This is a genomic window from Microbacterium aurugineum (genome assembly GCF_023101205.1).
Classification (GTDB): Bacteria; Actinomycetota; Actinomycetes; order Actinomycetales; family Microbacteriaceae; genus Microbacterium; species Microbacterium aurugineum.
Map to the genome: position 1 here is coordinate 1,111,466 of NZ_CP078078.1, position 24,958 is coordinate 1,136,423.

Here is a 24,958-nt window from a genome sequence, read left to right on the forward strand (position 1 = left end):
AAGCTCGGGGTGCGAAGGCTCCCGTTGCCATTTCGTGACCGAGTGCACACCGGACGCACAGGCTCGCACATGGAGCGCGATCGCCCCGGATCGCGGGGATCCGGCGGCGGTTTGTTGCGCGGCGGCTTGGCTTGCGCCCACCCCTTGATACCGTAGGACGGTGACTTCCTCCCCTGACGACCGCACCGCCCAGGTGGACGATACCGAAGCCTTCCCACGGGACACGTCGGCGAGCAGTTCGGCATCGTCCACGCAGGCCTCGGAGGCGTCGACGGATGCCGAGAAGCCCGCTCCCAAGAAGTCCGCGCCCAAGAAAGCTGCGGCCAAGAAAGCTACGGCCAAGAAGCCCGCGGCCACGGAGTCTGCCGCCAAGAAGCCTGCCGCCAAGAAGCCGACGGCCACGAAGACCACGACCGCACGTACCTCGGGGACGACGCCGGCGAAGACCAACGCGGCGAAGGCCGGCACGGCGAAGGCCGGCGCGGCGAAGAAGCCCGCGACCACGAAGACCGCCGCGAAGACTTCTGTGAAGGCTCCCGCGAAGTCCACGACGACGAAGGCTGCGGCGGAGAAGGCCGCCCCGACCGCCGAGGTCGTGGTCGAGCCGTTGCCGAAGGCGATGGACGAGCAGCCCGCGAAGACGACCAGCACCGCGCGAACCGCAGCGGACGCGCGGAAGGCGGCGGCGAAGAACACCGCCTCGCGAGCTGCCGCGACGAAGTCCTCCGGATCGACGGCTGCCTCGGACCGCGCCGCGGCCGTGCGTGTCGCCGCACCGCGGGCCGCCGTCACCGGGGCGAAGGCCGCTGCGCCGAAGCCTGCGGGACAGACGCCCGCGACGAAGTCCACGGCCGCGAAGACGGCGGCGGCGAAGACTGCAGCCGCCAAGTCGGCCGCCACCAAGTCCACCGCCCGCGCGGCGACCGCGAAGACGGCTGCAGCGAAGACCACGGCAGCGAAGAAGTCGGCGGCGGCGAGGGCGGCTGCGGCGAAGGCGAAGGCCGAGGCCGATGACGTGAAGGCCGCGCAGGCCGATGCCGCGCTCGTGATCGAAGACTCGCCGGTGACCGAGTCTGCTCCGTCGTCCGAGTCTGGTCCGTCGTCCGAGCTCGAGTCCGCCCCCGAGGCCGAATCGGCAACGACGGATGCCTCCGAGGCTGAGGTTCCGGCCGTGGACGACCAGGAGGCGCCCGGAACGAAGAGCGGTGAGGACCACGCCGAGCAGACGCTCGTCGCCGAGGCCGACGCAGCCGACGAGGTGACGACGCTCGAAGTCGTCGAGGCTGTCGCCGACTCCGACGATGCGGTGGCCGACGCCCCGGGACGGACCGACGCGACGTCCGCCGGGGAAGCGGTCAGCGTCCGCGGCCTCGTCAAGCAGTTCGGCGACAACCGGGCCGTCGGCGGGATCGACCTCTCGGTGCCTGCGGGTTCGTTCTACGGGGTCGTCGGTCCCAACGGTGCGGGCAAGACGACCACGCTCTCGATCGTCGCAGGCCTCCTGCGGGCCGATGAAGGCAGCGTCACGATCTGCGGTGTCGACCAGGCCGCGCAGCCGCAGGCCGCGAAACGGCTCATGGGCGTGCTGCCCGACCGGCTGCGGACGTTCGACCGGCTCACCGGACGCCAGCTCCTCTACTACTACGGACTCCTTCGAGGGCTCTCGGCTGACGTGATCGAGAAGCGTGCGGCCGATCTCGCCCGCGCATTCGACCTCGGTGACGCTCTCAGCCGGGTCGTCTCGGACTACTCGGCGGGTATGACGAAGAAGATCATGCTCGCCGGCGCGATGATCCACTCGCCGCGCGTCCTGGTGCTGGATGAGCCGTTCGAGTCGGTCGATCCGGTCTCCTCCGCGGTCATCCTGGACATCCTGCGCGCCTACGTCTCGCACGGCGGGACCGTGATCCTCTCCAGTCATGGGATGGATCTGGTCGAGCGCGTCTGCTCCCGAGTGGCCATCATCGTCGGCGGTGAAGTGCTCGCCGAGGGCACGATCGACGAGGTGCGCGCGGGGCAGACGCTCGAAGCGCGCTTCGTCGAACTTGCCGGCTCCAGCGGTGAGGTGGAGGGGCTCGAGTGGCTGCACACGTTCTCCGACTGAGGCTCGCTCTCCTTCTCGGGTCGCTCCGCGGCGAACGTCGGCTTCGGACGCTCCTCGTGTTCGCGGCCGTCATCGCCGTCACGACCGTGGTGTGCATCGCCGTGTTCACGCTGTCGGGTGCGCCCGTCCCGGTCGCGCAGGCGGTCACGGTGCTCGGTGGAGCCGCGCTGCTCCTGGGTTTCCTCGTGGGCCCGATCCTCGTCGGCGCGGTCGACCCGCTCGACCCGCGACGCTTCGCCGTGTTCGGTGTGGACGAGCGCCGGATGCCGTGGGTGCTCACCCTCGCCTCATTCGTCAGTGTGCCCAGTCTCGCCCTCGTCGCCGTCTACACGAGCGTCTGCATCGTCGCGATCGGAGACGGCACGCCCTGGCCCCTCGCGGTGCTGATGACGATCATCGGCATCCTCACGACCGTGCTCATATCGCGGATCGGCATGGCCATCAACGCCCTGCTGCTGCCGGAGCGTCGGTCCCGGGAGCTCACGGCGTTGTTCGCCCTCGCTCTGCTCGTGATCGCGTTCCCCGTGGCGGTGTTCCTCGGCTCCCTGCGCTGGGACGGGCTCGTGCCTGATTCCCTGTCGACGCTGTCGACCGTGCTCGGGTTCACTCCGTTCGCGGCGTCGCCCGCCTTCCTCTTCGCATCCGCGGCGGGCGAGACTGCGGCTGCCTGGGTCAGCGGCATCATCGCCGTCCTCACCGTCGGTCTCCTCTGGGCGGCCTGGACCTGGCTCGTGCGACGCCTGCTCACGACCACTGAGCGTCCCGTCGCCTCGCGAGAGCGCACCGGACTCGGCTGGTTCGGGCTGCTGCCGTCCAACGCGTTCGGTGCGATCGCCTCGCGGAGCCTCGTGTACTGGCTCCGGGATCGCCGCTACATCATGAACATCATCGTCGTCCCGGTCGCCGGTGTGCTCACGGTGCTGCCGCTGATCGTCGCCGGTGTGCCGGTCGAGATCGCCGCGCTCGTGCCGGTGCCGGTGATGGCACTGTTCTTCGGATGGCTGCCGCACAACGACGTCGCCTACGACTCGACCGCACTGTGGACGCACGTCGCGAGCGGCGTGCGTGGGCTTCCCGATCGCCTCGGTCGACTGGTTCCCGTGCTGCTCGTCGCGATTCCGGTCCTCGCGATCGCGGTACCGCTCTCGCTGCTGCTGATCGGAGACTGGAGTCTGCTCCTTCCGCTCGGCGGCCTCGCAGCGAGCCTGCTCTTCTGCGCCCTGGGCATCTCGAGCATCGTCTCGGTGGTCGCGCCGTACGCGGTCTCCCGTCCCGGCGACAGTCCGTTCCAGCAGCCGCAGCGGCCGACGTCGCGCGGTGCGTACGGGCCGGCTGCAGCGTTCCTCGGCGCGATCGTGCTCAGCGTCCCGACGATCTGGCTGTTCGCGGCCACGATCGTCGAGGGTTCGGCGTATGCGCCGGCGACGTTCTGGGTCGGCCTCCTCATCGGCATCGCCGTCCTCGCCGCGGGTGCGGTCATCGGCGGTCGAATCTTCGAGCGCAGCGGTGAGCGGCTGATGGAGTTCGTCGAGACCGCGTGACACCCGCCCGCGAGGGGCTCGACGCCGCTAGACTCACGGGATGAGTACTCCGCTGGACAGCCCCGATCAGGGCGGCGTGGCAACGCTTGATCGCGAACTGGAAGAGCTCCTCCGCGAGGAGAATCTCGAACCGGGCGACCATGAGCGCTTCTCGCATTACGTGAAGAAGGACAAGATCCTCGAGTCTGCGATCACCGGCAAGCCGGTGCGCGCGCTGTGCGGCAAGAAGTGGACGCCGGGTCGTGACCCGGAGAAGTTCCCGATCTGCCCCACGTGCAAGGAGATCTACGAGTCGATGATCGGCTGACCTCAGTCGGCCTCGACGTACACGGTGGGAATCGCCGGGTCGGACTTGCTGAGCGCGAGAGCGCGTACGGGAAGCTCCTCGCGCACCCGCAGGTGGTGCGTCCGCGCGGCCGCCGTTCCCTCCGTCCCCTCGTGTGCGGTGTCGATGTCGCCCGCCTCGACGAACGTCACCTGCAGCGGGCGGCCGTCGGGATGCTCCGCTGGCGTGTCCAGCTCCTCGAAGCCGTCGGAGACCACGACCGTCTCCGCGGTCGCGACGCCGTCGACGAGCGTCCGGAACGCGGCCTTGCGTCCGCCGTACGAGGCCTTGTCCGCGGACGCCTTGGCGACCGCGATCCAGGCCCCCGCCGCGTCCTGCCGTGCCGCGAGCTTGTAGACCATGCTCGCGGTCGGGTATCCGGAGCCGGTGACCACCGATGTCCCGACACCGTAGGCGTCGACCGGCGACGCGGCGAGTGCCGCGATCGCATACTCGTCGAGGTCGCTCGTCACGGTGATCCGTGTGGACGTCGCCCCGAGTTCGTCGAGCTGCACGCGCACATCACCGGCGACGATCGGGAGATCGCCCGAGTCGATACGCACGCCGCCCAGGTCGGTGCCCGCGACGCGGATCGCGGTCTCGACCCCGTTCCGGATGTCGTAGGTGTCGACGAGCAGCGTCGTGCCGACGCCCATGCTGTCGACCTGTGCGCGGAAGGCCTCTTCCTCGGTGTCGTGCAGGAGCGTCCAGGAATGAGCGGCGGTGCCCATCGTCGGGATGCCCCAGCTCCGCCCCGCTTCGAGGTTGCTGGTGGCGCTGAACCCTGCGATGTACGCGGCGCGTGCGGCGGCGACCGCGGAACGTTCAGCAGCACGGCGCGAGCCCATCTCCGCCAGCGGACGCTCGCCCGCGGCGATGCTCATCCGCGATGCGGCCGTGGCCACGGCGGAGTCGTGGTTGAGCACGCTCAGAGCGAGTGTCTCCAGCACCACGGCATCCGCGAACGTTCCCTCGACGGTGAGGATGGGGGAGCCGGGGAAGTAGAGCTCGCCCTCTCGATAGCCCCGGATCGTGCCCGTGAAGCGGTACTCCTCGAGGTGCTTCAGCGATGTCGCGTCGACCACATGCTCGTCGCGGAGGAATCGCAACTCGTCGTCACCGAAGCGGAACTCGCGCAGCAGTTCGAGGAATCGTCCGGTGCCTGCGACCACTCCGAATCGGCGGCCGCCGGAGAGTCGGCGGGAGAAGAGCTCGAAGACGCTCGGGCGGAAAGCCGTCCCGTCGCGGAGCGAGGCAGCGAGCATCGTCAGCTCGTAGCGGTCGGTGAGCAGCGCCGTCGACGTGGTCATGCGCTCAGCTTACTGAGCGTGCTGATGCACGCGGAGGTGCGCACGCGGGTAGGCTGGGGAGTCATGAACGACGCGCCCATCGGGATCTTCGACTCCGGTGTCGGCGGGCTCACGGTGGCGCGGGCCATCCGCGCCCAGCTGCCCCGTGAGTCGTTCGTCTATATCGGCGACACCGCCCATTCCCCCTACGGCCCCAAGCCCATCGCCGACGTGCGTCGCTATTCCCTCGAGGTGCTGGACACACTCGTCGAGCAGGGCGTGAAGATGCTCGTGATCGCGTGCAACACCGCCTCGTCGGCCATGCTCCGCGACGCACGCGAACGCTACGACATCCCGGTGGTCGAGGTGATCGGTCCCGCCGTCCGCCGCGCCGTCTCCACCACGAGGAACGGGCGCGTCGGCGTGATCGGCACGGTCGGCACGATCGGATCGCGCGCGTACCAGGACATGCTCGAGGTGAATGAGCGGCTGCAGGTGTTCACGGCTGCCTGTCCGCGCTTCGTCGAGTTCGTCGAAGCGGGGATCACCGGTACTCCCGAAGTGCTCGCCGTCGCCGAGGAGTACCTCGCCCCGCTGCGGGACGCCGGCGTCGACACCCTGGTCCTCGGCTGCACGCACTATCCGTTCCTGCGCGGTGCGATCAGCTACGTGATGGGGGAGGGCGTGACGCTCGTCTCCAGCGACGATGAGACCGCCGGCGACGTCTACCGCCAGCTGGTGCGGGGAGATCTCCTCGCGTCGCCCGATGCCACGGCCACCTATGTCTACGAGGCCACCGGCGTCTCGGCCGATGACTTCACCGCGCTGGCCAATCGCCTGATGGGCCGGGAGGTCCGCGACGTGCAGCTCGTCCAGACCGGCGTGATCACCCTTCCCGAGCACACCTTCGAGTAATACCGTGTCGAGCCATCCCGACTCGACGCATCACCCTGACCCGAGAGAAGCACATGACCGACATCGTCCGCGTCGACGGCCGTTCCACCGATCAGCTGCGTGAGATCACCATCGAACGCGGCTGGAGCGCACAGGCCGAGGGTTCGGCCCTGATCAGCTTCGGCGGCACGAAGGTGCTGTGCACCGCCTCGTTCACCAACGGCGTCCCGCGCTGGTTGACCGGCAAGGGCAAGGGGTGGGTCACGGCCGAGTACGCCATGCTCCCGCGCGCCACGAACAGTCGCAACGACCGCGAGAGCGTGAAGGGGCGCATCGGCGGACGCACGCACGAGATCTCCCGGCTCATCGGTCGCGCCCTTCGCGCCGTGGTCGACACCAAGGCGCTCGGTGAGAACACGATCGTCATCGACTGCGACGTGCTGCAGGCGGACGGGGGCACGCGCACCGCGGCCATCACCGGCGCGTACGTCGCGCTGGCCGACGCGATCGAGTGGGGGCGCGAGAAGAAGTTCATCGGCAAGAACTCCACGCCGCTGCTCGACTCCGTGGCCGCGGTGTCGGTCGGGATCATCGACGGCGAGCCCATGCTCGATCTGGCATACGTCGAGGACGTGCGCGCCGAGACCGACATGAACGTCGTGGTCACGGGCCGCGGACTGTTCGTCGAGGTCCAGGGCACAGCCGAGGGGGCGCCGTTCGACAAGCGCGAACTGGATGCGCTGCTCGAGCTCGGAGTGTCCGGATGCGACGAGCTGAAGGGCAAGCAGCTCGCCGCGTTGGCGGGGGAGTGACGATGAAGGTCGTCCTCGCGACGCACAATCCGCACAAGGTCGCGGAGTTCCAGCAGATCGTCGCGCAGGCACGACCCGACCTCGAGGTCGTCGGCTACGACGGCCCGGAACCGGTCGAGGACGGCGTGACCTTCGCCGAGAACGCACTGATCAAGGCGAGGGCGGCGGCGACGCACACCGGGCTCCCCGCTCTGGCCGACGACTCCGGTATCTGCGTCGACGTCCTGGGCGGTTCGCCCGGGGTCTTCTCCGCGTACTGGGCGGGCCAGAAGAAGGATGCCGGGGCGAATCTCGCGCTCCTGCTCGATCAGCTGCGCGACATCGCCGACCCGCATCGGACCGCGCACTTCACCTCGACCATCGCCCTGGTGATGCCCGACGGCCGGGAGCAGGTCGTCGAAGGCCGGTGGCCGGGGCGTCTGTCACACGAGGCGTCCGGTGGCGGTGGTTTCGGCTACGACCCGATCTTCATCCCCGACGGTCAGCCGCACGGCGAGGAGCGTACGGTGGGCGACTTCAGTGCGGAGGAGAAGCAGTCGCAGTCGCATCGTGCGCGTGCGTTCGCGGAACTGCTGCCGGTGCTCGCTGCACTCTGACGGCCGAAGAAGCGTAACCACTACGGTTGACGTACTTCACGTGTAGTGCTTATCGTGAAGGCATGCGTGAACTGACGTACTACATCGGTGTCTCCCTCGACGGCTTCATCGCGGGCCCCGCGGACGAGGTCGACTTCTATCCCGTCACCCCGGCGTTCGCCGAGTCGCTCGGCACGGAGTTTGCCGACGTGCAGCCGACCTTCGCCCGCGCGGGGCGCGGAGGGGCAGACGCTCCGGTGACGCAGTTCGACACGGTCCTCATGGGGCGCCGGACCTACGAGCCGGCGTTGCAGGTGGGGGTGACCGACCCCTACGCGCACCTGCGCACCATCGTGTTCAGCGGCACGCTCGCCGATCCCGTGGATCCGAACATCGAGATCGTGCGCACCGACCCGGTCGAACGCGTGCGGCAGGTGAAGGCCGAGGACGGGCTGGGGATCTACCTCGCCGGAGGCGCTCTGCTCGCCGGAGCGCTGATCGACGAGATCGATCGCCTCATCGTCAAGAAGTATCCGGTGATCGCGGGAGACGGGATTCCGATGGCGAGGTTCGCGTTCGCGCCGAAGTCGTTCGACCTCGAGGAAGCCCGGACCTTCGACAACGGATGCGTCGTGCTCACCTACGTGCGCACCCGTCGGTGAACTGCTGGTGACGCTGAGAATCGTTACCCTTCCCGACTAGCGCGAACACGCCTTCCGGCTGTGAATCCCGGTCTAGCCTGGGGGCATGCACGATCACGCACCCGCCGCCGGCGGCATCCGTTCGGCCAACAGTCGACGCCTGCTGGCGATCTCGCTGACGCTCACGGCGACCGTGATGGTCGTGCAGGTCGTCGGTGCGATCCTGACCGGTTCGCTCGCCTTGCTCGCCGACGCCGCGCACATGTTCACGGACGCCTCCGCGCTCGTGATCGCGCTCATCGCCGCGACCGTGGCCGCGCGACCGGCTGATGACCGACGGACCTTCGGGTATCAACGCGCCGAGGTGTTCGGCGCGTTGATCAATGCCGTGATCCTGATCGCCCTGGCCACCTGGGTGGCGATCGAGGGCATCGGCCGCCTGCTGAACCCCGGCGACGTCGAGGTCGCCGGCGGGCTCATGCTCGTGGTCGCCGTCGTGGGCCTGCTGGCGAATGCCGTCTCGATGTGGTTGCTCAGTCGTGCGCAGCGCACGAGCATCAATGTGCGCGGCGCTTATCTCGAGGTGATGGGCGACCTGATCGGGTCCGCCGCGGTCATCGTCGCCGCGATCGTGATCCTCCTGACGGGATGGATGCCGGCCGATGCGATCGCCTCCCTGTTCATCGCGGCGATGATCATCCCGCGAGCGATCGCGCTGCTGCGCGAAGTGTTCTCGGTTCTCGCCGAGTCGGCGCCCAAGGGGACCGCTGTCAGCGACATCCGCACCCACCTGCTGGGGTACGACGGTGTGGTCGGCGTGCACGACGTGCATGTGTGGCAGCTCACGCGGGGCGCGCCGGTGTTCACGGCGCATGTCACCGTCGAGCCGCAGCTGTTCGCCGACGGGAGGTCGACGCAGCTCCTCTCCGACATGCAGGCGTGCTTGGCCGATCACTTCGATGTCGAGCATTCGACCTTCCAGATCGAGCCGGCTGAGAAGTCGGACTGCGCGCCTCACCACGCCTGAACGCTCTGGTGCGGGGGAGAAGTCAGCGCTCCACGACGATGTCGTCCGGCTCCTTGTCGGGCCGCAACCCTCGCCATCGTGCGTGTCGGAGCACCCCATCGGGGGTCCAATTGGCGAACTCGACTTCGCCCACGAGCTCGGGATGCACCCAGAGTGCGTCGGACGCGTCGGGCGCGGGCACGCCGTCGAGGGGCGCTGTCTCCCTGCGCAGCGGGTCGAGGCGTGCGAGCAGATCGCGGAGGATGCGGTCGGTGAATCCGGTTCCCACCCTCCCGACGTAGCGCAACGGCGCTGATCCGCCTCGGCCGCCGGATCGGTCGGGCACCGCGAGCAGGAGCGAGCCGAGTGTGCTCTCCCGATCGCCTTTGCCCGGCCGGATCCCGACGATCACGGCCTCCTGCATGCGCGTGTGCTTGAGCTTCAGCCAGGACGGGCTGCGCTGCCCCGGGCGGTAACGGGACTGCGGGTCCTTCACCATGACGCCTTCGAGACCGAACTCCCTGCTGGCAGCGAGGGCCGCGTCGACGTCGTCGAAGACCGGAGGGATCTGTATCGGGGCGTCGAGACCCGCGACGACGTCTTCGAGCAGGATGCGGCGCTCGCGCAGCGGCATGCCCGTGAGATCGTGCCCGTCGAGGCTCAGCAGGTCGAAGAGCATGTACACGATCGGCGTGCGGACCACCTCCCGCTCGATCTCGCGCGGACGGGTCAGATGCATGCGGTTCTGCAGCAGGGAGAAGCTCGGGCGTCCCTGGCCGTCGAACGCCACGATCTCCCCGTCCACGATCGCGTCGGCGACGGGCAGGAAAGGGGCGCCGTCGGCGGTGAGTTCCGGATAGCGGGTCGTGATGTCGGTGCCGCGCCGCGCGTGCAGGAGCATCCGTCCGTCGGCCCAGGTGCCCAAGGCTCGGATGCCGTCCCATTTCACCTCGACCCAGGACGGATCGCTCAGCGCCCGCGCGACCCCGGCGGTGCCGTTCTCGGCGAGCATCGGCGCGAGGGGCGCGGCCGTGGCGCCCCGTGAAGGGGCCGAAGCGCCCCGCGGGTGACGGGGCCGGTGAGCCGGGGGAGGTGTTGGGGCCGACGAGGCCTCCTGCGGGCGGAGCCCGGCGAGCGGATCGATTCCCGCGGCTGCGCGGGCGAGTACCTCGTCGAGGTCGAGCTGGGCCAGATCCGGGTCATCGAGTTCGTCCCAGGTGCGCGGAGCCGCGACCCACGGCTGTGCCCGCCCCCGGAGCGAGTACGGCGAGATGGTCGTCTTCTTGCCGTTGTTCTGGCTCCAGTCCAGGAACACCTTCCCGCCTCGCTCGGCCTTCGACATGACGCTCGTGGCCAGATCGGGATGGTCGTTCTCGATCAGGCGGGCGAGTTCCTTCACGACCGCCGAGATCTCGTCGCTCGTCTGCTCCCCGGGGAGGGCCGCATACAGGTGCAGACCCTTGCTCCCGCTCGTGACCGGGAGCGGATCGAGCCCCATGTCCGTCAAGATGACGCGTGCGAAGCGCGCGACTTCGGCGCACTGTGCGAGTCCGACACCGGGGCCCGGGTCCAGGTCGAGAACGAGGCGATCGGGGCGACCCGGGCCCCCGTCCGGAGCGAAGCGCCACTGCGGCACGTGCAGTTCGATCGCGGCGACCTGAGCGAGCCACACCAGCGTCGGCACGTCCTCGACGAGGGGGTACTCCTTCGGGCCGTCCGAATGCTGGATCGCCTGCCGCGGGATCCAGGCCGGTGCCCCCGGTTCGAGCTGCTTCGTGAAGAACGCATCCGCGGGAGCGTCCCTCGTCCCGACGCCTTCGACCCAGCGCTTGCGCGTGACCGGGCGTCCGTCGAGGAGGGGCAGGATGAGCGGGGCGATCGCGCTGTAGTAGGCGATGACCTCGCCCTTGGTCGTGCCGGTGTCCGGGTAGACGACCTTGTCGAGATTCGTCACGCGCAGTCGGCGACCGTCCACCTGCACGATCTGCCCTGGTCCGACCATGCAGCCAGCGTAGTCAAGGGACTGGTCGCGACGGCTTCGACTGGTGTTCACTGGTGTCATGAGGACGATCTGGAAGGGCGCGCTGACATTCGGGCTCGTGAACGTGCCGGTGAAGGTGTACTCCGCCACGGAGGATCACGATGTGCCGCTGCATCAGGTGCATGAGAAGGACGGCGGCCGCATCCGGTACCAGCGCACGTGCGAGGTGTGCGGCGAGACGGTGGCCTATGCCGACATCGATCGCGCGTACGTCGACGACGGGCAGACGGTGGTGCTCACCAAGGACGACTTGGCCGCGCTGCCGGCGGAGAAGAGCCGGGAGATCGACGTCGTCGAGTTCGTGCCGTCCGACCAGGTCGATCTGCTCACCCTCGACAAGCCGTACTACCTCGAGCCGGACTCGAAGTCCCCGAAGGCGTACGTGCTGCTGCGCAAGACCCTGGAGCAGACGGATCGCACCGCGATCGTGCGCTTCACCCTGCGGCAGAAGACCAGGCTGGCCGCGCTGCGGGTCCGGGGGAAGGTGCTCGTGCTGCAGACCCTGCTGTGGGCCGACGAGGTGCGCGAAGCGGAGTTCCCTGCACTGGACGAGGACGTGCGGATCTCGAAGAAGGAGCTCGAGCTCTCCGCCTCACTCGTCGACAGCTATTCGGCCGACTTCGATCCCGAGGACTTCGTCGACGAGTACCAGAAGGAGCTCCGCACCCTCATCGACGCGAAGATCGAGGCGGGGGACACGTTCGACGTCGCCGAGACGTTCGGGGAGGCCGAGAAGGCTGCGGAGGGTGGCGAAGTCATCGACCTCATGGAGGCACTCCGCGCCAGCGTCGCGCGCACCAAAGAGGAGCGCGCGAAGAACGCAGGATGACGTCGTCCGCCGAGAGCTCGGCGCACGAGGTCAGGATCAGTGCTTGCCGTCGCCGTCCAGGTCGGGGGCGCGGTCGAACACGTCGGCATCCAGGACGAGCTCCTGTGCCTCTTCGGCATCGGTCACGACGTCTTCGCCGGCCGCCGCGGCCTTCTTCGCCTTGTGGCGCTCTGAGAGGTAATGCCACAGCGTGACGAGGGCGGTGCCGCCGACGGCAGCGAGGAGGATCAGGTCGATGTAGCTCTCGACGAAGTGGGCCACGGGCGGGATGAATCCGATCGCGTAACCGAACATCGTGAGGCCGAAGCCCCAGAGCACGGCGCCGATCAGGTTGTAGAGCGTGTACCGGCGCCACGGCATGTGACCTACGCCCGCCGCCACCGGCGCGAAGGTGCGCACGATCGGAACGAAGCGAGCGAGGATCACCGTGATACCGCCGAAGCGCTCGAAGAAGGCGTTGGTGCGCTCGACGTTCTTCTTGCTGAAGAGCCCCGATTCCTTCCGCTCGAAGACAGCAGGGCCGCCCTTGTGGCCGATCACGTAGCCGACCTCGCCGCCGACGAAGGCCGAAAGGCCGATCAACAGCGCGACGAACCAGACGTTGATTCCGAAGACACCGTGCTCCGAACCCGCGATCGGGTGGGAGAGGAGCCCTGCGATGACGAGCAGCGTGTCTCCAGGAAGGAGGAATCCTACGAGCAGGCCCGTCTCAGCGAAGACGATGAAGCAGACGACCAGCAACGCCCAGGGTCCGGCCGTTCCGATGATCGTCGCGGGGTCGAGCCAGGGGATGAGGGCGGTGGGAGCGTGCAGCATGGATTCGAGCACTGGCGGGATTCCCGTCGGTCGTGAGTGGTCGGCGTCAGAGCGGAGCGACGTCAGGGTGGTCTCGCGACGGCGCCATCGTCTCTCGTGCGGAAGGTGGGACTTGAACCCACACGCCCTGGGGCACAGGAACCTAAATCCTGCGTGTCTGCCAATTCCACCACTCCCGCGCGGTGGAATCAGTCTACTGACCGGCGAAACCCCCTGTCTGAGCATCAGCCCGCAGTTCATCGCACCCCGGAGCGGCTGAGAGCCGGCGTGCCTGTGGATAACTCCGACGCGGGGGAACCGATCGTTGCGAGGATGCCGGGGTGAGTCATCCGTCTGCCCTGGTCACCGAGCAGGTTCGGCGTCGCCTGCGCACGGAAGGGGTGGATCCCACGATCGATCCCGACGCCGCGCGGCGCATCGCGCACGCGGAGGTCCGTCGTCACGATGACGCTGCTCTCGCACGCGGCGGCGGCCTCATCGAAGACGAAGCGGCCTGTGTCCGTGACGTGCTGGCGTCTCTCAGCGGGTTCGGAGCGCTGCAGCCTCTGCTGGACGATCCCGAGATCGAGGAGATCTGGCTCAACGGCACCGGACACGTGCATGTCGCCCGTGAAGGCGTGGCGGAGCGGACCGGACTGCGCCTCAGCGACACGACGGTGCGCGACCTCGTCGAGCGGATGCTGCAGGCCACCGGTCGACGGGTCGACATCAGTCAGCCCTTCGTCGACGCCTCGCTGCCGGACGGCTCTCGTCTGCACGTCGCGATCGCCGACGTCGTGCGCGGGTCCTGGGCGGTCAACATCCGGAAGTTCCTCCCGAAGTATCGGTCGCTCGAGGCTTTGACGGCCCAGGGGATGATGCCCGCGGCGGTGGCTGAGCGGCTGCGGGCGGCGATGAACGACGGTCGCACGGTGATCGTCTCCGGTGCGACCCACGCAGGGAAGACGACGATGCTCGGCGCGCTGCTGGCCTCGTGCGCCGACTCGCAGCGCATCGTCACAGTAGAGGAGACCTTCGAGCTCGCGATCGAGGGTCCCGATCTGGTCGCATTGCAGGGGCGCCAGTCCAGTCTGGAAGGCACAGGGGAGATCACCCTGCGTCGATTGGTGAAGGAAGCGCTCCGGATGCGGCCGGACCGCCTGGTCCTCGGTGAGGTGCGTGATGCCGAAGCGCTCGACCTCGTGCTCGCGCTCAACACCGGAGTGCCGGGAGCGTGCACCGTGCACGCGAACTCCGCGACGGAGGCCCTCGAGAAGCTCAGCATGCTGCCGCTCCTGGCCGGCCGCAACATCGATCGCGGTTTCATCGCGCCGGCGATCGCCACGTCGATCGACCTCGTCGTCCATTGCGTGCGCGACCGCTCGGGCCGCCGCTTCGTGCAGGAGATCGTCGCGCCCACCGGAGAGATCGTCGAGGGACGCATCCGCACAGCGCGGGTCTATCTCGACGGCTCGACGACGCAACGGCGTGCCGACATGGATCGTGGCCCCGTTCACCGGATCGGGGTGAACTCGTGACGGTGCTGCTCGGGGCCGCGCTCGCCGCAGGTGTGCTCCTGTGCGTCTCGCCGTGGATGTGGCCGCCTCGTGCGAACGCGCAGCCGGCCGGCAGAGACGGACGACTCACGCGGTTGATCGAGGAAGCGGGCCTCGTCGCGCTCGTGCCGCGCGTGCTCATCGCGGTGATCGTGGCCGCGGGGATGCTGGCCGCTTCCGTGGTCTGGCTCCTGAGCGGACTGCCCGTGCTTGCCCTGCTCGCCGGAGCGGCGGGGGCGTCTGCGCCGATCCTGTTCCTGCGCGGTCGGCGGCTTCGGCTGCTTCGCGTGCGTCGGCAACTCTGGCCGGACATCTGTGACCTCCTGATCGCCTCGATCCGCGTCGGGCTCTCGCTCCCCGACGCGGTGGCGAGCCTGGCCGAGTCCGCGCCGACCATGCTCCGACCGGCCTTCGTCGTGTTCGCCCGAGACCTCCGGGCGAGCGGCAGATTCGAGACGAGCCTCGACCGGTTGAAGTCGTCCCTCGCCGATCCCATCGGCGATCGGATCGTGGAGACTCTGCGCATGGCTCGTCAGGTCGGCGGCACCGAGTTGATCAGTGTGCTCCGCGCGTTGTCGGCGTCCGTCCGCGCAGATGCCGCGCTTCGAGGAGAAGTCGAGGCGCGGCAGTCGTGGATCCGCGGTGCGGCGATCCTCGGGGCCGTTGCGCCGTGGATCATCCTCGGACTGCTCGTCATGCGCCCGGAGGGGGCTTCGGCGTACGGCACGCCCGAGGGGGTTCTGGTGATCTGCGTCGGAGCCGCGATCTCGGTCGCTGCCTTCCGGATCATGGTCCGCATCGGTCGACTTCCCGAGCCGCGGCGGTGGTTCGGGTGACGGAGGTGTCGGTCGTCGCGGTCGCGGTGCTGGTCGGTGGCACGTTCTCCGCCGGCGTGCTGAGCGTCCTGTTCGTGCTTCCGCGCTGGCGGGCAGCATCCCTGATCGTCCGTATCGGGCCCTACGTCCGTGACGTCGTGACCGACGAGCGGCTGCCCCCAGGCATCTTGCCTTCCTCCGGCGTGCTTCCCGCGCGTTCTCGAACGTTGTGGGACGCCGTTCGAGAGGCGTTCGAGCGTCTGCTCGGCGGAGGAGCCGCCCTTCGACAGCGACTCTCCCAAGCCGGGGTGGCGATCGAACCGTCCGTGTTCCGAGGCAAGCAACTGGGGTGGACGCTCGCCGGGATCGGCGGAGGTGCCATCGTGGTCATCCTCCTCGCGCTGGCGGGGCGGATGTCGGTGCCCACGAGTGTCATCCCGGTGGTGTTCGGGGCGCTCGCCGCCGTCGTGTACGACATGCAGCTCTCCGCACGGGCCAGGGCTCGCCGGGTGCGTCTCGCCGACGAGCTTCCGACGACGCTGGAGTTCCTGGCGCTGTGCCTTGCCGCCGGCGAAGGGTTCTTCGACTCCCTCCGACGTGTCGCCGCCGTCGGCACCGGTGAGCTGACAGCCGAACTCCGCCAGGTCGTCCTCGCGGTCGGGACCGGGTCGCCGTTGGCTGACGCGCTGAGCGAGACGGCGCGACGTCTGCAGCTGCCCGGGCTCTCGCGTGCCGTCGACCAGGTGATCGCCGCTCTCGAGCACGGAGCGCCGCTCGCCGCGGTGCTGCACGCACAGGCCGGCGATGCACGCGAGGACGCGAAGCGCACGCTCATCGAGCAGGCGGGGCGCAAGGAGATCCTGATGCTCTTCCCGCTGGTCTTCCTCATCCTGCCGCTGTCAGTGCTCTTCGCCGTGTATCCAGGACTGTTCATCCTGCGGCTCGGCATCGGCTGACCACCTCGCAGGGGAGGGGTCTCAGCCCTTGATGTACCGCCGCGTCATGTAGCTGCGGACGAGAGGGAAGGAGGCGAGGCGGAGGGGCAGCATGCTCAGCCAGAGGGTCAGGGGATGGGCGGGGGCGTAGATTCCCTTGACCCGTCGTCCGAGCCTCTGCTTGCGTTCCGCTTCGGGGCGGATCGCTGTCTCCCACGCCTGCAGCGCGGCCGGGATGTGGTCAGGTCTGGCGGTGAGTTCTGTGACGAGCCGGTCCGCTCCGCCCACGGCCAGAGATGAGCCGTAGCCGGCGAACAGCGTGACGCACCACGCGGAGTCGCCGACGAGCGCGACTCGACCCTTGCTCCAGGACGGCACCACCACTTGGCTGACGGTGTCGAAGTAGATGGAGTCGGCTTCCTGGAGGCCGGTGAGTACTTCGGGGATGATCCAACCGAGATCGCCGTAGATGCGTCTCAGCTCGGCGTGCACGTCGGCACCCGGGCGCGCATGATCGGCGCGGTAGCCGAAGAAGGCGACGTTGCGACCGTCGCCGGCGCTGATGACGGCGGCGGTGCGACCGCGCGAGGAGTGCGTGCCCGTGGTGCCCGGTGCGATGGATGCGGGGCGCCGCTCGAGCATGGACACGGCGATCTTGTGTTGCAGGTCGACGAGGAAGTCCTCCTCCGGCCCGAACAGCAGGGCGCGGGTGGCCGAGTGCAACCCATCCGCGCCGATCAGCAGATCGGCCGTCTCGACGGTGCCGTCGGTCAGTCCGACGCGGACCTCTCGGTCGTCCTGCTCGAAGGAGGTGAGCGTGGTGCCGAAGCGGATGGTCGTGTGATCCCGGACCCTTTCATACAGGACCGACTCGAGGTCGCCCCGTAGGATCGTCAAGGAGCGCGCGCCGGTGGTGGCAGCGATCGTGGCGCGATCCAGAGAGAAGAGGCGTGAGCCGTCGGACCGGTGATAGCTGAGCTCCGTGGTCTCGAACGAGCGGGCCTGGAGATCGCTCAGGATTCCGATTCGCTCTGCGGCGTCATACCCGATGCCGCCGAAGGTCACGGCATAGCCCCCGTCGCGGCGTGCGGGTGCGCGTTCGACGAGGAGAGTCTCCCACCCGGCCTGGTGCAGGCGGAGGGCGGTGGAGAGTCCGGCGATGCCGGCTCCGATGATGACTGCGCGCATGGATGTCGTCCTTCCTCGCGTCGTGGTCGAGATGACGCGCTTCCGACAGTATCGGAGTTTCAGGAATTATTGAACAGTCATGATGTTTGATATCGTGCTGCCTGGAGGGTGAGATGACCGACAGGCACACGCAGTGGCAGACCGCCGAACGACTGGCGCTGACGCTGACCGAGGGTGGGATGCAGCGGATGGCTGCGCGCACGCTCGCCGTCTTCCTGTTCACCGACCAGGAGACGGTCACAGCGGGTGAGATCGTCGAGCGGCTGGATGCCAGCGCCGGCGCGGTCTCCAGTGCGATCAAGTCGCTGCTCTCGGTGGGTCTCATCGAGCGTCTGCCCGCTCCCGGGAGTCGCCGGGAGCACTTCCGACTTCGCGACGATGCCTGGGCGACCCTGTTCACCGGCCAGAACACGATCATCGACGCCATGCTCCAGGTCGCCTCGGAAGGCGTCTCCGTCACCGGTGACGATGATCCGGCGCATCAGCGCCTGGCGCAGATGCACGCGTTCTATGAATTCCTGCGGGGCGAGATCCCCGCTCTGCTGCACCGCTGGCAGGAGCGGAACGGCTGACGCGAACTCTCTGGCAGGGGAGGCGCGGACGGCGGCGTCCTGCGGGCTGTGGATAACTTCCGCGCGGGTGATCTCACCCCGGGCAGACTGGCCGCATGATCACACGCCTGCGCTCGTTCTTCCGCGCTCTGTCGGCCGACGAATCCGGTGACGTTCCCGGCTGGGCTGTCGATGTAAAGCACATATGATGCATAGCAAACCTCGGTGTGTCCCACGCCTTGCCGATGCCACGAACGATGCGCTCCTCGCCTGTCTGTGCATGTCAGGACGCTAATACGCGATAGCGTGACCGCAGGGAGTCGAACTGCTCGTGTGCGGAAGACGGGAGCACGCGCGTGGCGACGGTGGAAGAGGTTGGCATGGACCCGATCATTGCAGTATTCCTTCAGGCGATCGATCTAGGCGTCAGCCTGGCCGGTGAAGCTCGCGCTCGCAAGGGTGCGAAGGATGCCTCCGCGCTGTTCCGTGGCCTTCGAAGTCTCGATTCAGACTCGCTGTCTGCATCGCTCAGTAAAGTTCGGCTGGCCGGGATGCTGGGATCGACCCTTAAGGCTCAGGACGCTAAGCGCGCATTGGCCAATCCTCAGCTATCCCGTCTGGTGACGGAACTGATATTCGTTTCACTCGTCGCAGAAGACAAGGAATCTGCTGACATGGTGAAGGATTCGCTGCGCTTGGTAGTTGCCAACACAGTGAGAAGCACGGCGAGCCAGGAAGACGCGAATAACTTCGGATTGCAGTTGGCCTCCGCTTTCGAGGAGCTATGTGTTGCCGCAGCGGAAAAGGTGATTCAAAACAGCCCTGACGCGTTCGTCGCCTTTCAACAGACAGGCCTCTTGCGTCGAGCAACAGCGATTCTCCAGAATATCAGCGACCACCATGAGGCAGTCGTTCGCGTCACGAACGCCGCGACAGCTCGCGAGCGTGATCGCTTCATCTCGGACTACCGCAAATCTTGCGCAGAGAAGCACGGATACATTACTCCGCCCGACTTTAAAACGAGTCGCAAGTTGCCTATGGAACAGCTGTATGTCCCGCCGCGTATATCAAGTAATCGTCGCAGCGTACACGCAGGCAATTTGAGCGTTGAGCAATTCATGACGTCGATTGACCGGACCGTCGTCTTGGGTGACCCGGGAGGAGGCAAATCCACCCTTTCTGGCTACATCGCTTCGCGTCTTGCCCGAGACAAAGCTGGCCCAGTGCCTTTCCATGTGGTTCTTCGTGAATTCGCAGCGCACGGCCAACGACTGTCCATAGTTGACTACATTGAGCACCAAATGGGTCCCGGATATGAAGTCAAAATGGAAGCAGGCGTAGTGCGTGACCTGCTGCTGACGGGTAAGGCACTGGTTATTTTTGACGGACTGGATGAGCTGTTGAACGCGGGGCAGCGTCGCGAGATGCAGCAGCGAGTCGAACTCTTTTCGATCCAGTACCCACACGCGCCAGTTCTCGTTACCTCGCGCCGGGTGGGCTACGAGCAAGCTCAGCTCGACGGCGCCATCTTTTCTACTTACCACCTCGGAAGCTTCGAACAAGAGCAAGTCGCAGAGTACGCGGTCAAATGGTTCTCAGCACAGGATGAGTTCACCGAGCAGAAGGCGGACGAGCGTGCCACGGCGTTCGTTGAGCAGAGCGCCGCTGTTCTTGACCTGCGCCGCAATCCATTGATGTTGTCGTTGATGTGCATCCTCTTTCGAGGCGAGAACTACATCCCGAAGAACCGTCCTGATGTTTACTCGAAGTGCGCCACCCTTCTGTTTGACCAGTGGGATGGAACGCGTGGGATCGAAGTGCCATTGCAGGCTCGGGACCATGTGGATGCTGCCATGAAGTACATCGCGTTCGAGTTCTTGCAATCGGACGCTCATGACACCGGCATCACTGAGCGCGTTCTTGTTCAGATGATGTCCAACTATCTCTACTCGGCAGGAGCGCTCGAAAATGAGGACCAAGCAGAGAAGGCCGCAAGGGAGTTTGTTGACTATTGTAGTGGCCGGGCTTGGGTCTTTACCGACGCGGGGAGCACCGGGGACGGTGAGCCTATTTACACCTTTACGCACCGTACGTTCATGGAGTACTTCGCAGCGGTGCACCTGACGCGCATCACCGATACGCCTGAAGCTTTGGCGTCACGACTGCTGCCTCAGATTGCTGCGGAGGAATGGGACGTTGTGGCACAGTTGGCTGTGCAACAAGTTAATTTCAGCACGGAAAGCGGTTCCGCTCGGGCTCTTGCCGCCATTCTTAAGGATGGTCGTAAACGAACACCGGAGAACCGAGCAAACGTCCTGTACTTCGTCGTTCGCTGTCTAGCGTTCGCAATTGTACCCGTATCACTTGTGCGTCAAATTGCTACTGCTTGTGTGTCGTTCGCGCTAACCACAAAACTTGCTCGTCGGGAGCGACACGAGATGCGCCCTCTGCTCGGCCTTCGAGTCTACGCGGATGATCGTGAAGCTAGTATCGCGGCACAGCAAGTCCAAGACGATTTGTCGAGCGCGATTACCGATCCTGCAACTCGTGAGATCAGCCGGTGGATATTGCTGCGGCTGCTGCTTCTATCGCAAACTGCATCGCTTGCTCCGATTTCTCCCGTGGACCCTGCATGGGAAACGCTGTTGGTCGACCTGGCGCACCAACAGAGGAATTTGCTCGTTGCGGAAGAACCTCTCGATGCTCCTGCCGCATCCCTGTTGGCATGGCATGGCGTGCTCGAAGATAAGTTGGCTCTTGAGATTATCCGGGACCCCGCTCTCCCATTCTGGGCGCGATATTTTGAAGACGACAACGTCGCATCGTGGTCGTCTGCTAACGCATCAGGATCGCGGCTATTCATAAAGTACGCGGCGTCGACGCGTACTCGTCTGCGGCCTGAACAACATGCGTGGGTGCTGACCCTTGCGAGCGCCTTCCTGGAAGACTTCTCCGTCCTACCTCGCGTCATGCCCGGCTTGTTCTCGCGCAGGGTCAGCCTACGAAGGAACGTTGGCACGACCGCCGAGACTGTCGAAGACATCGACATCCGCGTCGCAGATGCTGCGCTGCTGAGTGTGCTCGGCAACGCGGAGCTGATTGGTGGGTCGAGTCGTCACACGCGGGAGCGCACCGTTCATATGGTGCTCGGCGTGTTCGCCGCTGAGGACGGAGGTAGCCCTTTGGAGGCGCTAAAGGCCTTCGCCACTGCCGGGGTCCGAGACATTGCCGAGAAGTGGGAAGCGGGAGAGGTCTCGATTTTCCATACTGAACGTGGTTCCGAGGATGTTGATGTCCTATTCGAGTTCTCATCGGACGTCTACAGTGACGAGCAGGTTGCGCCCGACTAGAACGTCAGGGAGGCCAGTACGGGGCCAGGCTTGAAGCTGAGCCGTGGGACGAACAACTCACCGATGAGTTTCTGACCGCGCTCAGGCAAGAGTCGCCGGAGACCTACGCCGAGCTTGAGGCGGATGCAAGTTGAAAGATCGAACAGATCATGAGCAAGGTAGAGGGCCAGGGCTTGAGGGGGGTCTTCTCTCGCATTTTCTCAGGAGCGATACGTGGGGAGGATCAAGTACCCGAATACACCCGTTAAAGGCCGGGGTCTTTCGGGCACCCTCTGCCGGGACACTGCACCGGACCCCCTGCCAGGGGACTAGTCGAATCGTCCCGATGTTCCACTAGTCGCAACGTCGGGAGTTGGACTAGTGGCCGTGCCTCGGTGGGTGCCGTAGCGCTCGCCGCGTAGGATCGGGCACGCAGGCGATTGGAAGGTGCTGAGAGGGGCGCTGAGAGCTTGGTAGGACTGTCTGCGCCGTCGTGTCGCTAGTCCTGCGCGGCCCGCCGTTACTCGCTCGCGCATGTTCGCTGGGTTGCCGTGCACACAGTTATGCACAAGCTCGATTAGCTTTGAAGCTGAAAGTTACCCGTGAGTATGTAGGCACGTTGTAGGCCGGGATTCCGGACAATCCGACAGGCTTACTACCCATACCGACCGATACCGACCGTTGGCGGCCTACGTGACCACGGGAGGAAACCCGTTACTCGGGGAACTTCCTCGCCGGAATGTGTAGGGCGGAAAGTAGACTGTCTGTAGCGGAAGGGTTCTACCGATTCCTTCCGTAGAAAAGCGAAAGGCCCCCCAAATCTTTACGGGAACGGGAGGCCTCTCGTCAACACAGGTGTCACTGCCTTCACAGTGACTGGCGACCTTCGCCTTAGCGGCGGGGCCGGGGGCCGTTCGTAGTTGACGCTACGGGCGGCCTCCTCATTAGTGTATGTCAGATTCATTAGTGATTCGACCGGGTTATACCACGGGTCGAGCTACTTTGTCTTGGTGATTCTGTAGACCGTCGCGACGGAGACACCTAGAGCGCGGGCGATGTCGGGCACACTCTCCCCGGCGTCGCGGAGTGCCTGAGCCTGTCGAGTCTGCTTCGTGTCAGTGGCCTTCGGGCGTCCGCCTGTGCGTCCCTGTGCCTTCGCGGCGGCTAGTCCGGCAATCGTTCGCTCGGCAATGATGTTTCGTTCCATCTCCGCGAAGATCGACGCCATTTGGAGCATAGCCCTGCCCATTGGGGTCGATGAGTTGAGGCCGTCCGCGATGGACTCGATGAAGATTCCACGCTCGGTGAGGTCCGCGAGCAACTGTGCGATGTGCAGGGTGGAGCGCCCTAGCCTGTCGAGTCGGTAGACGACGATGGTGTCTCCCGGCTGAACATCTGCGAGGAGGTCATCGAGAGCGGGGCGGGATGTCTTGGTGCCAGATACGCCGTGGTCAACGTATCGGTTTCGCTTCAGCACCTTCACGCCGTCGAGCGCGTCATGTTGTAGTGCTTCGTCCTGCTTGCCAGTGCTCACGCGAAGGTATCCGAGTCGCGTCCCCGTGGTCGTCGTATCCATGCAGGAAGTCTCTCAGAAACTCGTTCGTTTTCGCAACTCAATACGGTGTGAGTTTTGAGGCGCGATTCTGGAGCGAGCTTGCTTGGATTCTCGGCACATGATCCCGTTCGCCGCGTCTCTCATCTCGGCTTCGTTTGTGAGAGGCGAGAAACCCCCCTCCCCGGAGACTGACCATGAGACTCCGGGGAGAGGCTGGAGGGGGAGGGACGGCGGGCGCGAGTGAGGAAACACCCGCCGCCCCGGTGGACGGTTGCGAGCATAGAGGGGCCTACTAGGAGCCGGGGGACTCGCATCCGTCCCTGTCGCGACGTGGGCGTGACACTTGGAGGAGAACCGCTCACGTCGCCGCGCTTAGATCAAGTTTTCAAATTGAACAGGCTCCGGGCGATGTATGCGCGGGTGTCGGCGTCGAGAGCGAGCTTCTTCAGCTTCGCGCCGTTCGCGCGATAGCCGCCGACAACGCCGAGATAATACGTGTAGAGCAAGGTGTCGCGAGTCTTCTTGTATAGGGCTTGCGAGGGCAGGAGCACGATGTGACGCCCCACGCGCACGACTCGACGCCCATTCACAAAGCTTCCCGACCGAATGCTGGTGTAACGGGATTTGTTCAACTTCGGGCCGGGTGCGACGGCGCGTGCCGTGGGCGGCTCGATACGTAGCTCTTGCTGACGTGCTGTCATTTGCGCTTGCAGAGACTCGCGTTGTGAGGAGGTCAGACTCTTCAACCAGATGCGGCGCGTCTCCGGCGCGATGTGGAGCGCCTGCTCCAAGAGAGGAATCATGACTATTCGTCTCGTAGGTATTTCGTTGTGTTCTCGAACCTTGGACGCCCTCTGCCAAGCTCCGACTGGTTCAGGACTGAGAGCCTTGCCGCGCGTTCGTCGGGGTCTGAGGTCGTAGCTTCGATGCGGTAGTGCGCTTCCTGGTACGCAAGCTCATGATCGACGGTTCCCGGCACGTAGTCCGTCAGGCCGTCAGGCTTTGGGCCGCGTCGAATCTTGACCTCGCCCCAGCGACGAATCTGTTCGTCGTCATCGTCGATGATGTCAAAGAGCGAGCTACCTTCTCGATCTTGATTCACTTCCAAGATCTCGTCAGTGATAACCATGACCGATCCGCGTTCGCCTAGGTGGATGAATGCGCCATGAATATCGTTGCGCTTCGTTCCCACGGCGGGGCCGTTGTTGACCCAGTGCACGGTATCCCCGGCGCGTAGCGGTGGATGCTTCTTCTTCGTTGTCGTCTCGGTCATGCTGTCGTCTCCTGTGTCGTAATCTGCTGAAATAGGTCTTCGAAGTCCCCGGCAATCTCTGGATACCCCTGTCTAGATAGGGCGAGAGACATGCGCTGGGCAATTTCCGGCGTCTCGTGAATGAGGGAAACAAGCGCGTATAGGGTTCGGTCATCCGACGCCAGGCGCTCGGCGGTATCGAGCGAGTCGATACCGAGTCCCTTTGAGAGCGTTTGAGTCAATTGGTTGACGGTCTGAGCGGCGCGAAGAGCTTCAGAGTTTCTGCCCATAGCTAGGGCGGTACGGCGTACCGTATCCGCGTCCCTCAGAGAGTCCGTGAGGGCTGACAGGAGGTCACTGACGCCCGCTGAGGCAGCCTGACTGTCACGGAGGGCTACGCGGCCCATTGCGCTCGTCTTGTAGCGGTAGAGAGACGCCTGAGAGACATGGTGTCTCTTCGCGATCTGAGGTACCGGCTCGCCGCTCGCCAAGTCGGCTTCAATCTTTCTCAAATCCTTGTGACTCAGGATGCTACTTGGTCTGCTCATGATGTTCGTTCCGATAAAAGTCAATGTTTGCAATCGACGTTGAACGCGGGTAACTAAAATGCGGTGATTCCGCATGAATCTTGTTGCTGAAGGAGGCGTGTACGCGTTCTAAGCTGTTTTCCTCTTCGGTGTCGACGCGATATTTTCGGTATATCTTTACAATCGTCCGTATAGACCCCTAGAGGTGACTCTGAGGTTGGATAGGTCGTCAACCGGGGCCCGGAGCGAAATACTCAGTTTTGAGAGTTCCTCCGCTGCGTGCGCCAGTTCTGTACGGCCCACGGACTACAGCCAAGCTCTGCGGCGGCTCTGCGCACGCTCAGATGTGCTACCGACTCATGCTGTTCATCGGTGTACGTACGGGAGAGGCCGCCCTT

At 65.7% G+C, this 24,958-nt stretch carries 22 protein-coding genes and 1 tRNA gene; 14 read left to right on the forward strand and 9 right to left on the reverse strand.

The genetic code is table 11. The annotated features are described in order from the left end of the window. Window positions 1-160 precede the first annotated feature (160 nt). Genes KV397_RS05425 through KV397_RS05435 form a run of 3 tightly spaced genes read left to right on the forward strand, consistent with a single transcriptional unit; the run spans window position 161 to window position 3,952 of the window. On the forward strand, window positions 161-2,104 hold the full coding sequence (locus tag KV397_RS05425; protein ID WP_261812346.1) for an ABC transporter ATP-binding protein: 1,944 nt from the start codon (window positions 161-163) through the stop codon (window positions 2,102-2,104). Beyond that, window positions 2,080-3,645 carry a hypothetical protein gene (locus KV397_RS05430; RefSeq protein ID WP_261812347.1) on the forward strand — a complete coding sequence of 522 codons (1,566 nt, stop codon included), beginning with the start codon at window positions 2,080-2,082 and terminating at the stop codon, window positions 3,643-3,645. Before KV397_RS05425 ends, KV397_RS05430 begins: the two co-directional genes overlap by 25 nt. 40 nt (window positions 3,646-3,685) lie before the next feature. Next, window positions 3,686-3,952, forward strand: coding sequence for a DUF3039 domain-containing protein (locus KV397_RS05435; RefSeq protein WP_026049764.1), 267 nt, complete (start codon window positions 3,686-3,688; stop codon window positions 3,950-3,952). A gap of 2 nt (window positions 3,953-3,954) precedes the next feature. Here the strand turns inward: KV397_RS05435 and KV397_RS05440 are convergent, their stop codons facing one another. After that, a complete protein-coding gene (locus KV397_RS05440; protein WP_261812348.1) occupies window positions 3,955-5,280 on the reverse strand; it encodes a nicotinate phosphoribosyltransferase in 1,326 nt (441 codons plus the stop codon). Between the two features lie 63 nt (window positions 5,281-5,343). Here KV397_RS05440 and murI point away from each other — a divergent pair, with 63 nt between their 5' ends. From murI to KV397_RS05465, 5 genes are all read left to right on the forward strand, one after another. Further along, window positions 5,344-6,174 carry a glutamate racemase gene (gene murI, locus KV397_RS05445; protein ID WP_131492660.1) on the forward strand — a complete coding sequence of 277 codons (831 nt, stop codon included), beginning with the start codon at window positions 5,344-5,346 and terminating at the stop codon, window positions 6,172-6,174. A gap of 53 nt (window positions 6,175-6,227) precedes the next feature. Further along, entirely contained in the window at window positions 6,228-6,965 is a 738-nt protein-coding gene (rph, locus tag KV397_RS05450) for a ribonuclease PH (protein WP_131492658.1), read from the forward strand. A 2-nt stretch (window positions 6,966-6,967) separates the two neighbouring features. Further along, complete coding sequence (gene rdgB / locus KV397_RS05455) at window positions 6,968-7,561, forward strand: RdgB/HAM1 family non-canonical purine NTP pyrophosphatase (RefSeq protein ID WP_261812349.1); 594 nt, start codon at window positions 6,968-6,970, stop codon at window positions 7,559-7,561. A gap of 62 nt (window positions 7,562-7,623) precedes the next feature. Beyond that, window positions 7,624-8,202 (forward strand): dihydrofolate reductase family protein, encoded by a 579-nt coding sequence (locus KV397_RS05460; RefSeq protein WP_261812350.1) that lies wholly within the window; start codon window positions 7,624-7,626, stop codon window positions 8,200-8,202. A gap of 85 nt (window positions 8,203-8,287) precedes the next feature. After that, window positions 8,288-9,208, forward strand: a complete 921-nt coding sequence (locus KV397_RS05465) for a cation diffusion facilitator family transporter (protein WP_261812351.1) — start codon at window positions 8,288-8,290, stop codon at window positions 9,206-9,208. Between the two features lie 22 nt (window positions 9,209-9,230). On the opposite strand, the gene ligD is transcribed toward KV397_RS05465, so the two are convergent. Then, window positions 9,231-11,189: a non-homologous end-joining DNA ligase gene (ligD, locus tag KV397_RS05470; RefSeq protein ID WP_261812352.1), complete on the reverse strand. Its 1,959-nt coding sequence runs from the start codon at window positions 11,187-11,189 to the stop codon at window positions 9,231-9,233. A 58-nt stretch (window positions 11,190-11,247) separates the two neighbouring features. Between ligD and ku the strand changes: the two genes are divergently transcribed. Further along, complete coding sequence (ku, locus tag KV397_RS05475; protein WP_047524296.1) at window positions 11,248-12,057, forward strand: non-homologous end joining protein Ku; 810 nt, start codon at window positions 11,248-11,250, stop codon at window positions 12,055-12,057. Between the two features lie 36 nt (window positions 12,058-12,093). On the opposite strand, the gene KV397_RS05480 is transcribed toward ku, so the two are convergent. Both KV397_RS05480 and KV397_RS05485 read right to left on the reverse strand, forming a co-directional pair. Continuing rightward, on the reverse strand, window positions 12,094-12,873 hold the full coding sequence (locus KV397_RS05480; protein ID WP_261812353.1) for a DedA family protein: 780 nt from the start codon (window positions 12,871-12,873) through the stop codon (window positions 12,094-12,096). 97 nt (window positions 12,874-12,970) lie between these two features. Continuing rightward, window positions 12,971-13,052 (reverse strand) — tRNA-Leu (locus tag KV397_RS05485). A 141-nt stretch (window positions 13,053-13,193) separates the two neighbouring features. On the opposite strand from KV397_RS05485, the gene KV397_RS05490 reads away from it, so the two are divergent. The 3 genes from KV397_RS05490 to KV397_RS05500 are packed head-to-tail and all read left to right on the forward strand — an operon-like array spanning window position 13,194 to window position 16,179. Then, window positions 13,194-14,390 (forward strand): CpaF family protein, encoded by a 1,197-nt coding sequence (locus tag KV397_RS05490; RefSeq protein ID WP_261812354.1) that lies wholly within the window; start codon window positions 13,194-13,196, stop codon window positions 14,388-14,390. Beyond that, a complete protein-coding gene (locus tag KV397_RS05495) occupies window positions 14,387-15,244 on the forward strand; it encodes a type II secretion system F family protein (protein WP_261812355.1) in 858 nt (285 codons plus the stop codon). The genes KV397_RS05490 and KV397_RS05495 overlap by 4 nt, the downstream gene beginning before the upstream one ends. Further along, window positions 15,232-16,179, forward strand: coding sequence for a type II secretion system F family protein (locus KV397_RS05500; protein WP_261812356.1), 948 nt, complete (start codon window positions 15,232-15,234; stop codon window positions 16,177-16,179). The genes KV397_RS05495 and KV397_RS05500 overlap by 13 nt, the downstream gene beginning before the upstream one ends. A gap of 21 nt (window positions 16,180-16,200) precedes the next feature. Here KV397_RS05500 and KV397_RS05505 read toward each other — a convergent pair whose 3' ends face one another. Further along, entirely contained in the window at window positions 16,201-17,346 is a 1,146-nt protein-coding gene (locus KV397_RS05505; RefSeq protein WP_261812357.1) for an FAD-dependent oxidoreductase, read from the reverse strand. Window positions 17,347-17,459: 113 nt separating this feature from the next. Between KV397_RS05505 and KV397_RS05510 the strand changes: the two genes are divergently transcribed. Continuing rightward, complete coding sequence (locus KV397_RS05510; RefSeq protein WP_047524307.1) at window positions 17,460-17,918, forward strand: GbsR/MarR family transcriptional regulator; 459 nt, start codon at window positions 17,460-17,462, stop codon at window positions 17,916-17,918. A gap of 335 nt (window positions 17,919-18,253) precedes the next feature. Next, entirely contained in the window at window positions 18,254-21,247 is a 2,994-nt protein-coding gene (locus KV397_RS05515) for an NACHT domain-containing protein (protein WP_261812358.1), read from the forward strand. A 976-nt stretch (window positions 21,248-22,223) separates the two neighbouring features. Here the strand turns inward: KV397_RS05515 and KV397_RS05520 are convergent. The 4 genes from KV397_RS05520 to KV397_RS05535 all read right to left on the reverse strand — a co-directional run bounded on the left by KV397_RS05520 (window position 22,224) and on the right by KV397_RS05535 (window position 24,581). Beyond that, window positions 22,224-22,802: a recombinase family protein gene (locus tag KV397_RS05520; RefSeq protein WP_261812359.1), complete on the reverse strand. Its 579-nt coding sequence runs from the start codon at window positions 22,800-22,802 to the stop codon at window positions 22,224-22,226. Window positions 22,803-23,158: 356 nt separating this feature from the next. Beyond that, window positions 23,159-23,584 carry a hypothetical protein gene (locus KV397_RS05525; protein WP_261812360.1) on the reverse strand — a complete coding sequence of 142 codons (426 nt, stop codon included), beginning with the start codon at window positions 23,582-23,584 and terminating at the stop codon, window positions 23,159-23,161. Window positions 23,585-23,586: 2 nt separating this feature from the next. After that, window positions 23,587-24,054: a hypothetical protein gene (locus KV397_RS05530; RefSeq protein ID WP_261812361.1), complete on the reverse strand. Its 468-nt coding sequence runs from the start codon at window positions 24,052-24,054 to the stop codon at window positions 23,587-23,589. Beyond that, window positions 24,051-24,581, reverse strand: coding sequence for a helix-turn-helix domain-containing protein (locus KV397_RS05535; protein ID WP_261812362.1), 531 nt, complete (start codon window positions 24,579-24,581; stop codon window positions 24,051-24,053). Before KV397_RS05535 ends, KV397_RS05530 begins: the two co-directional genes overlap by 4 nt. Window positions 24,582-24,958: the final 377 nt, after the last annotated feature.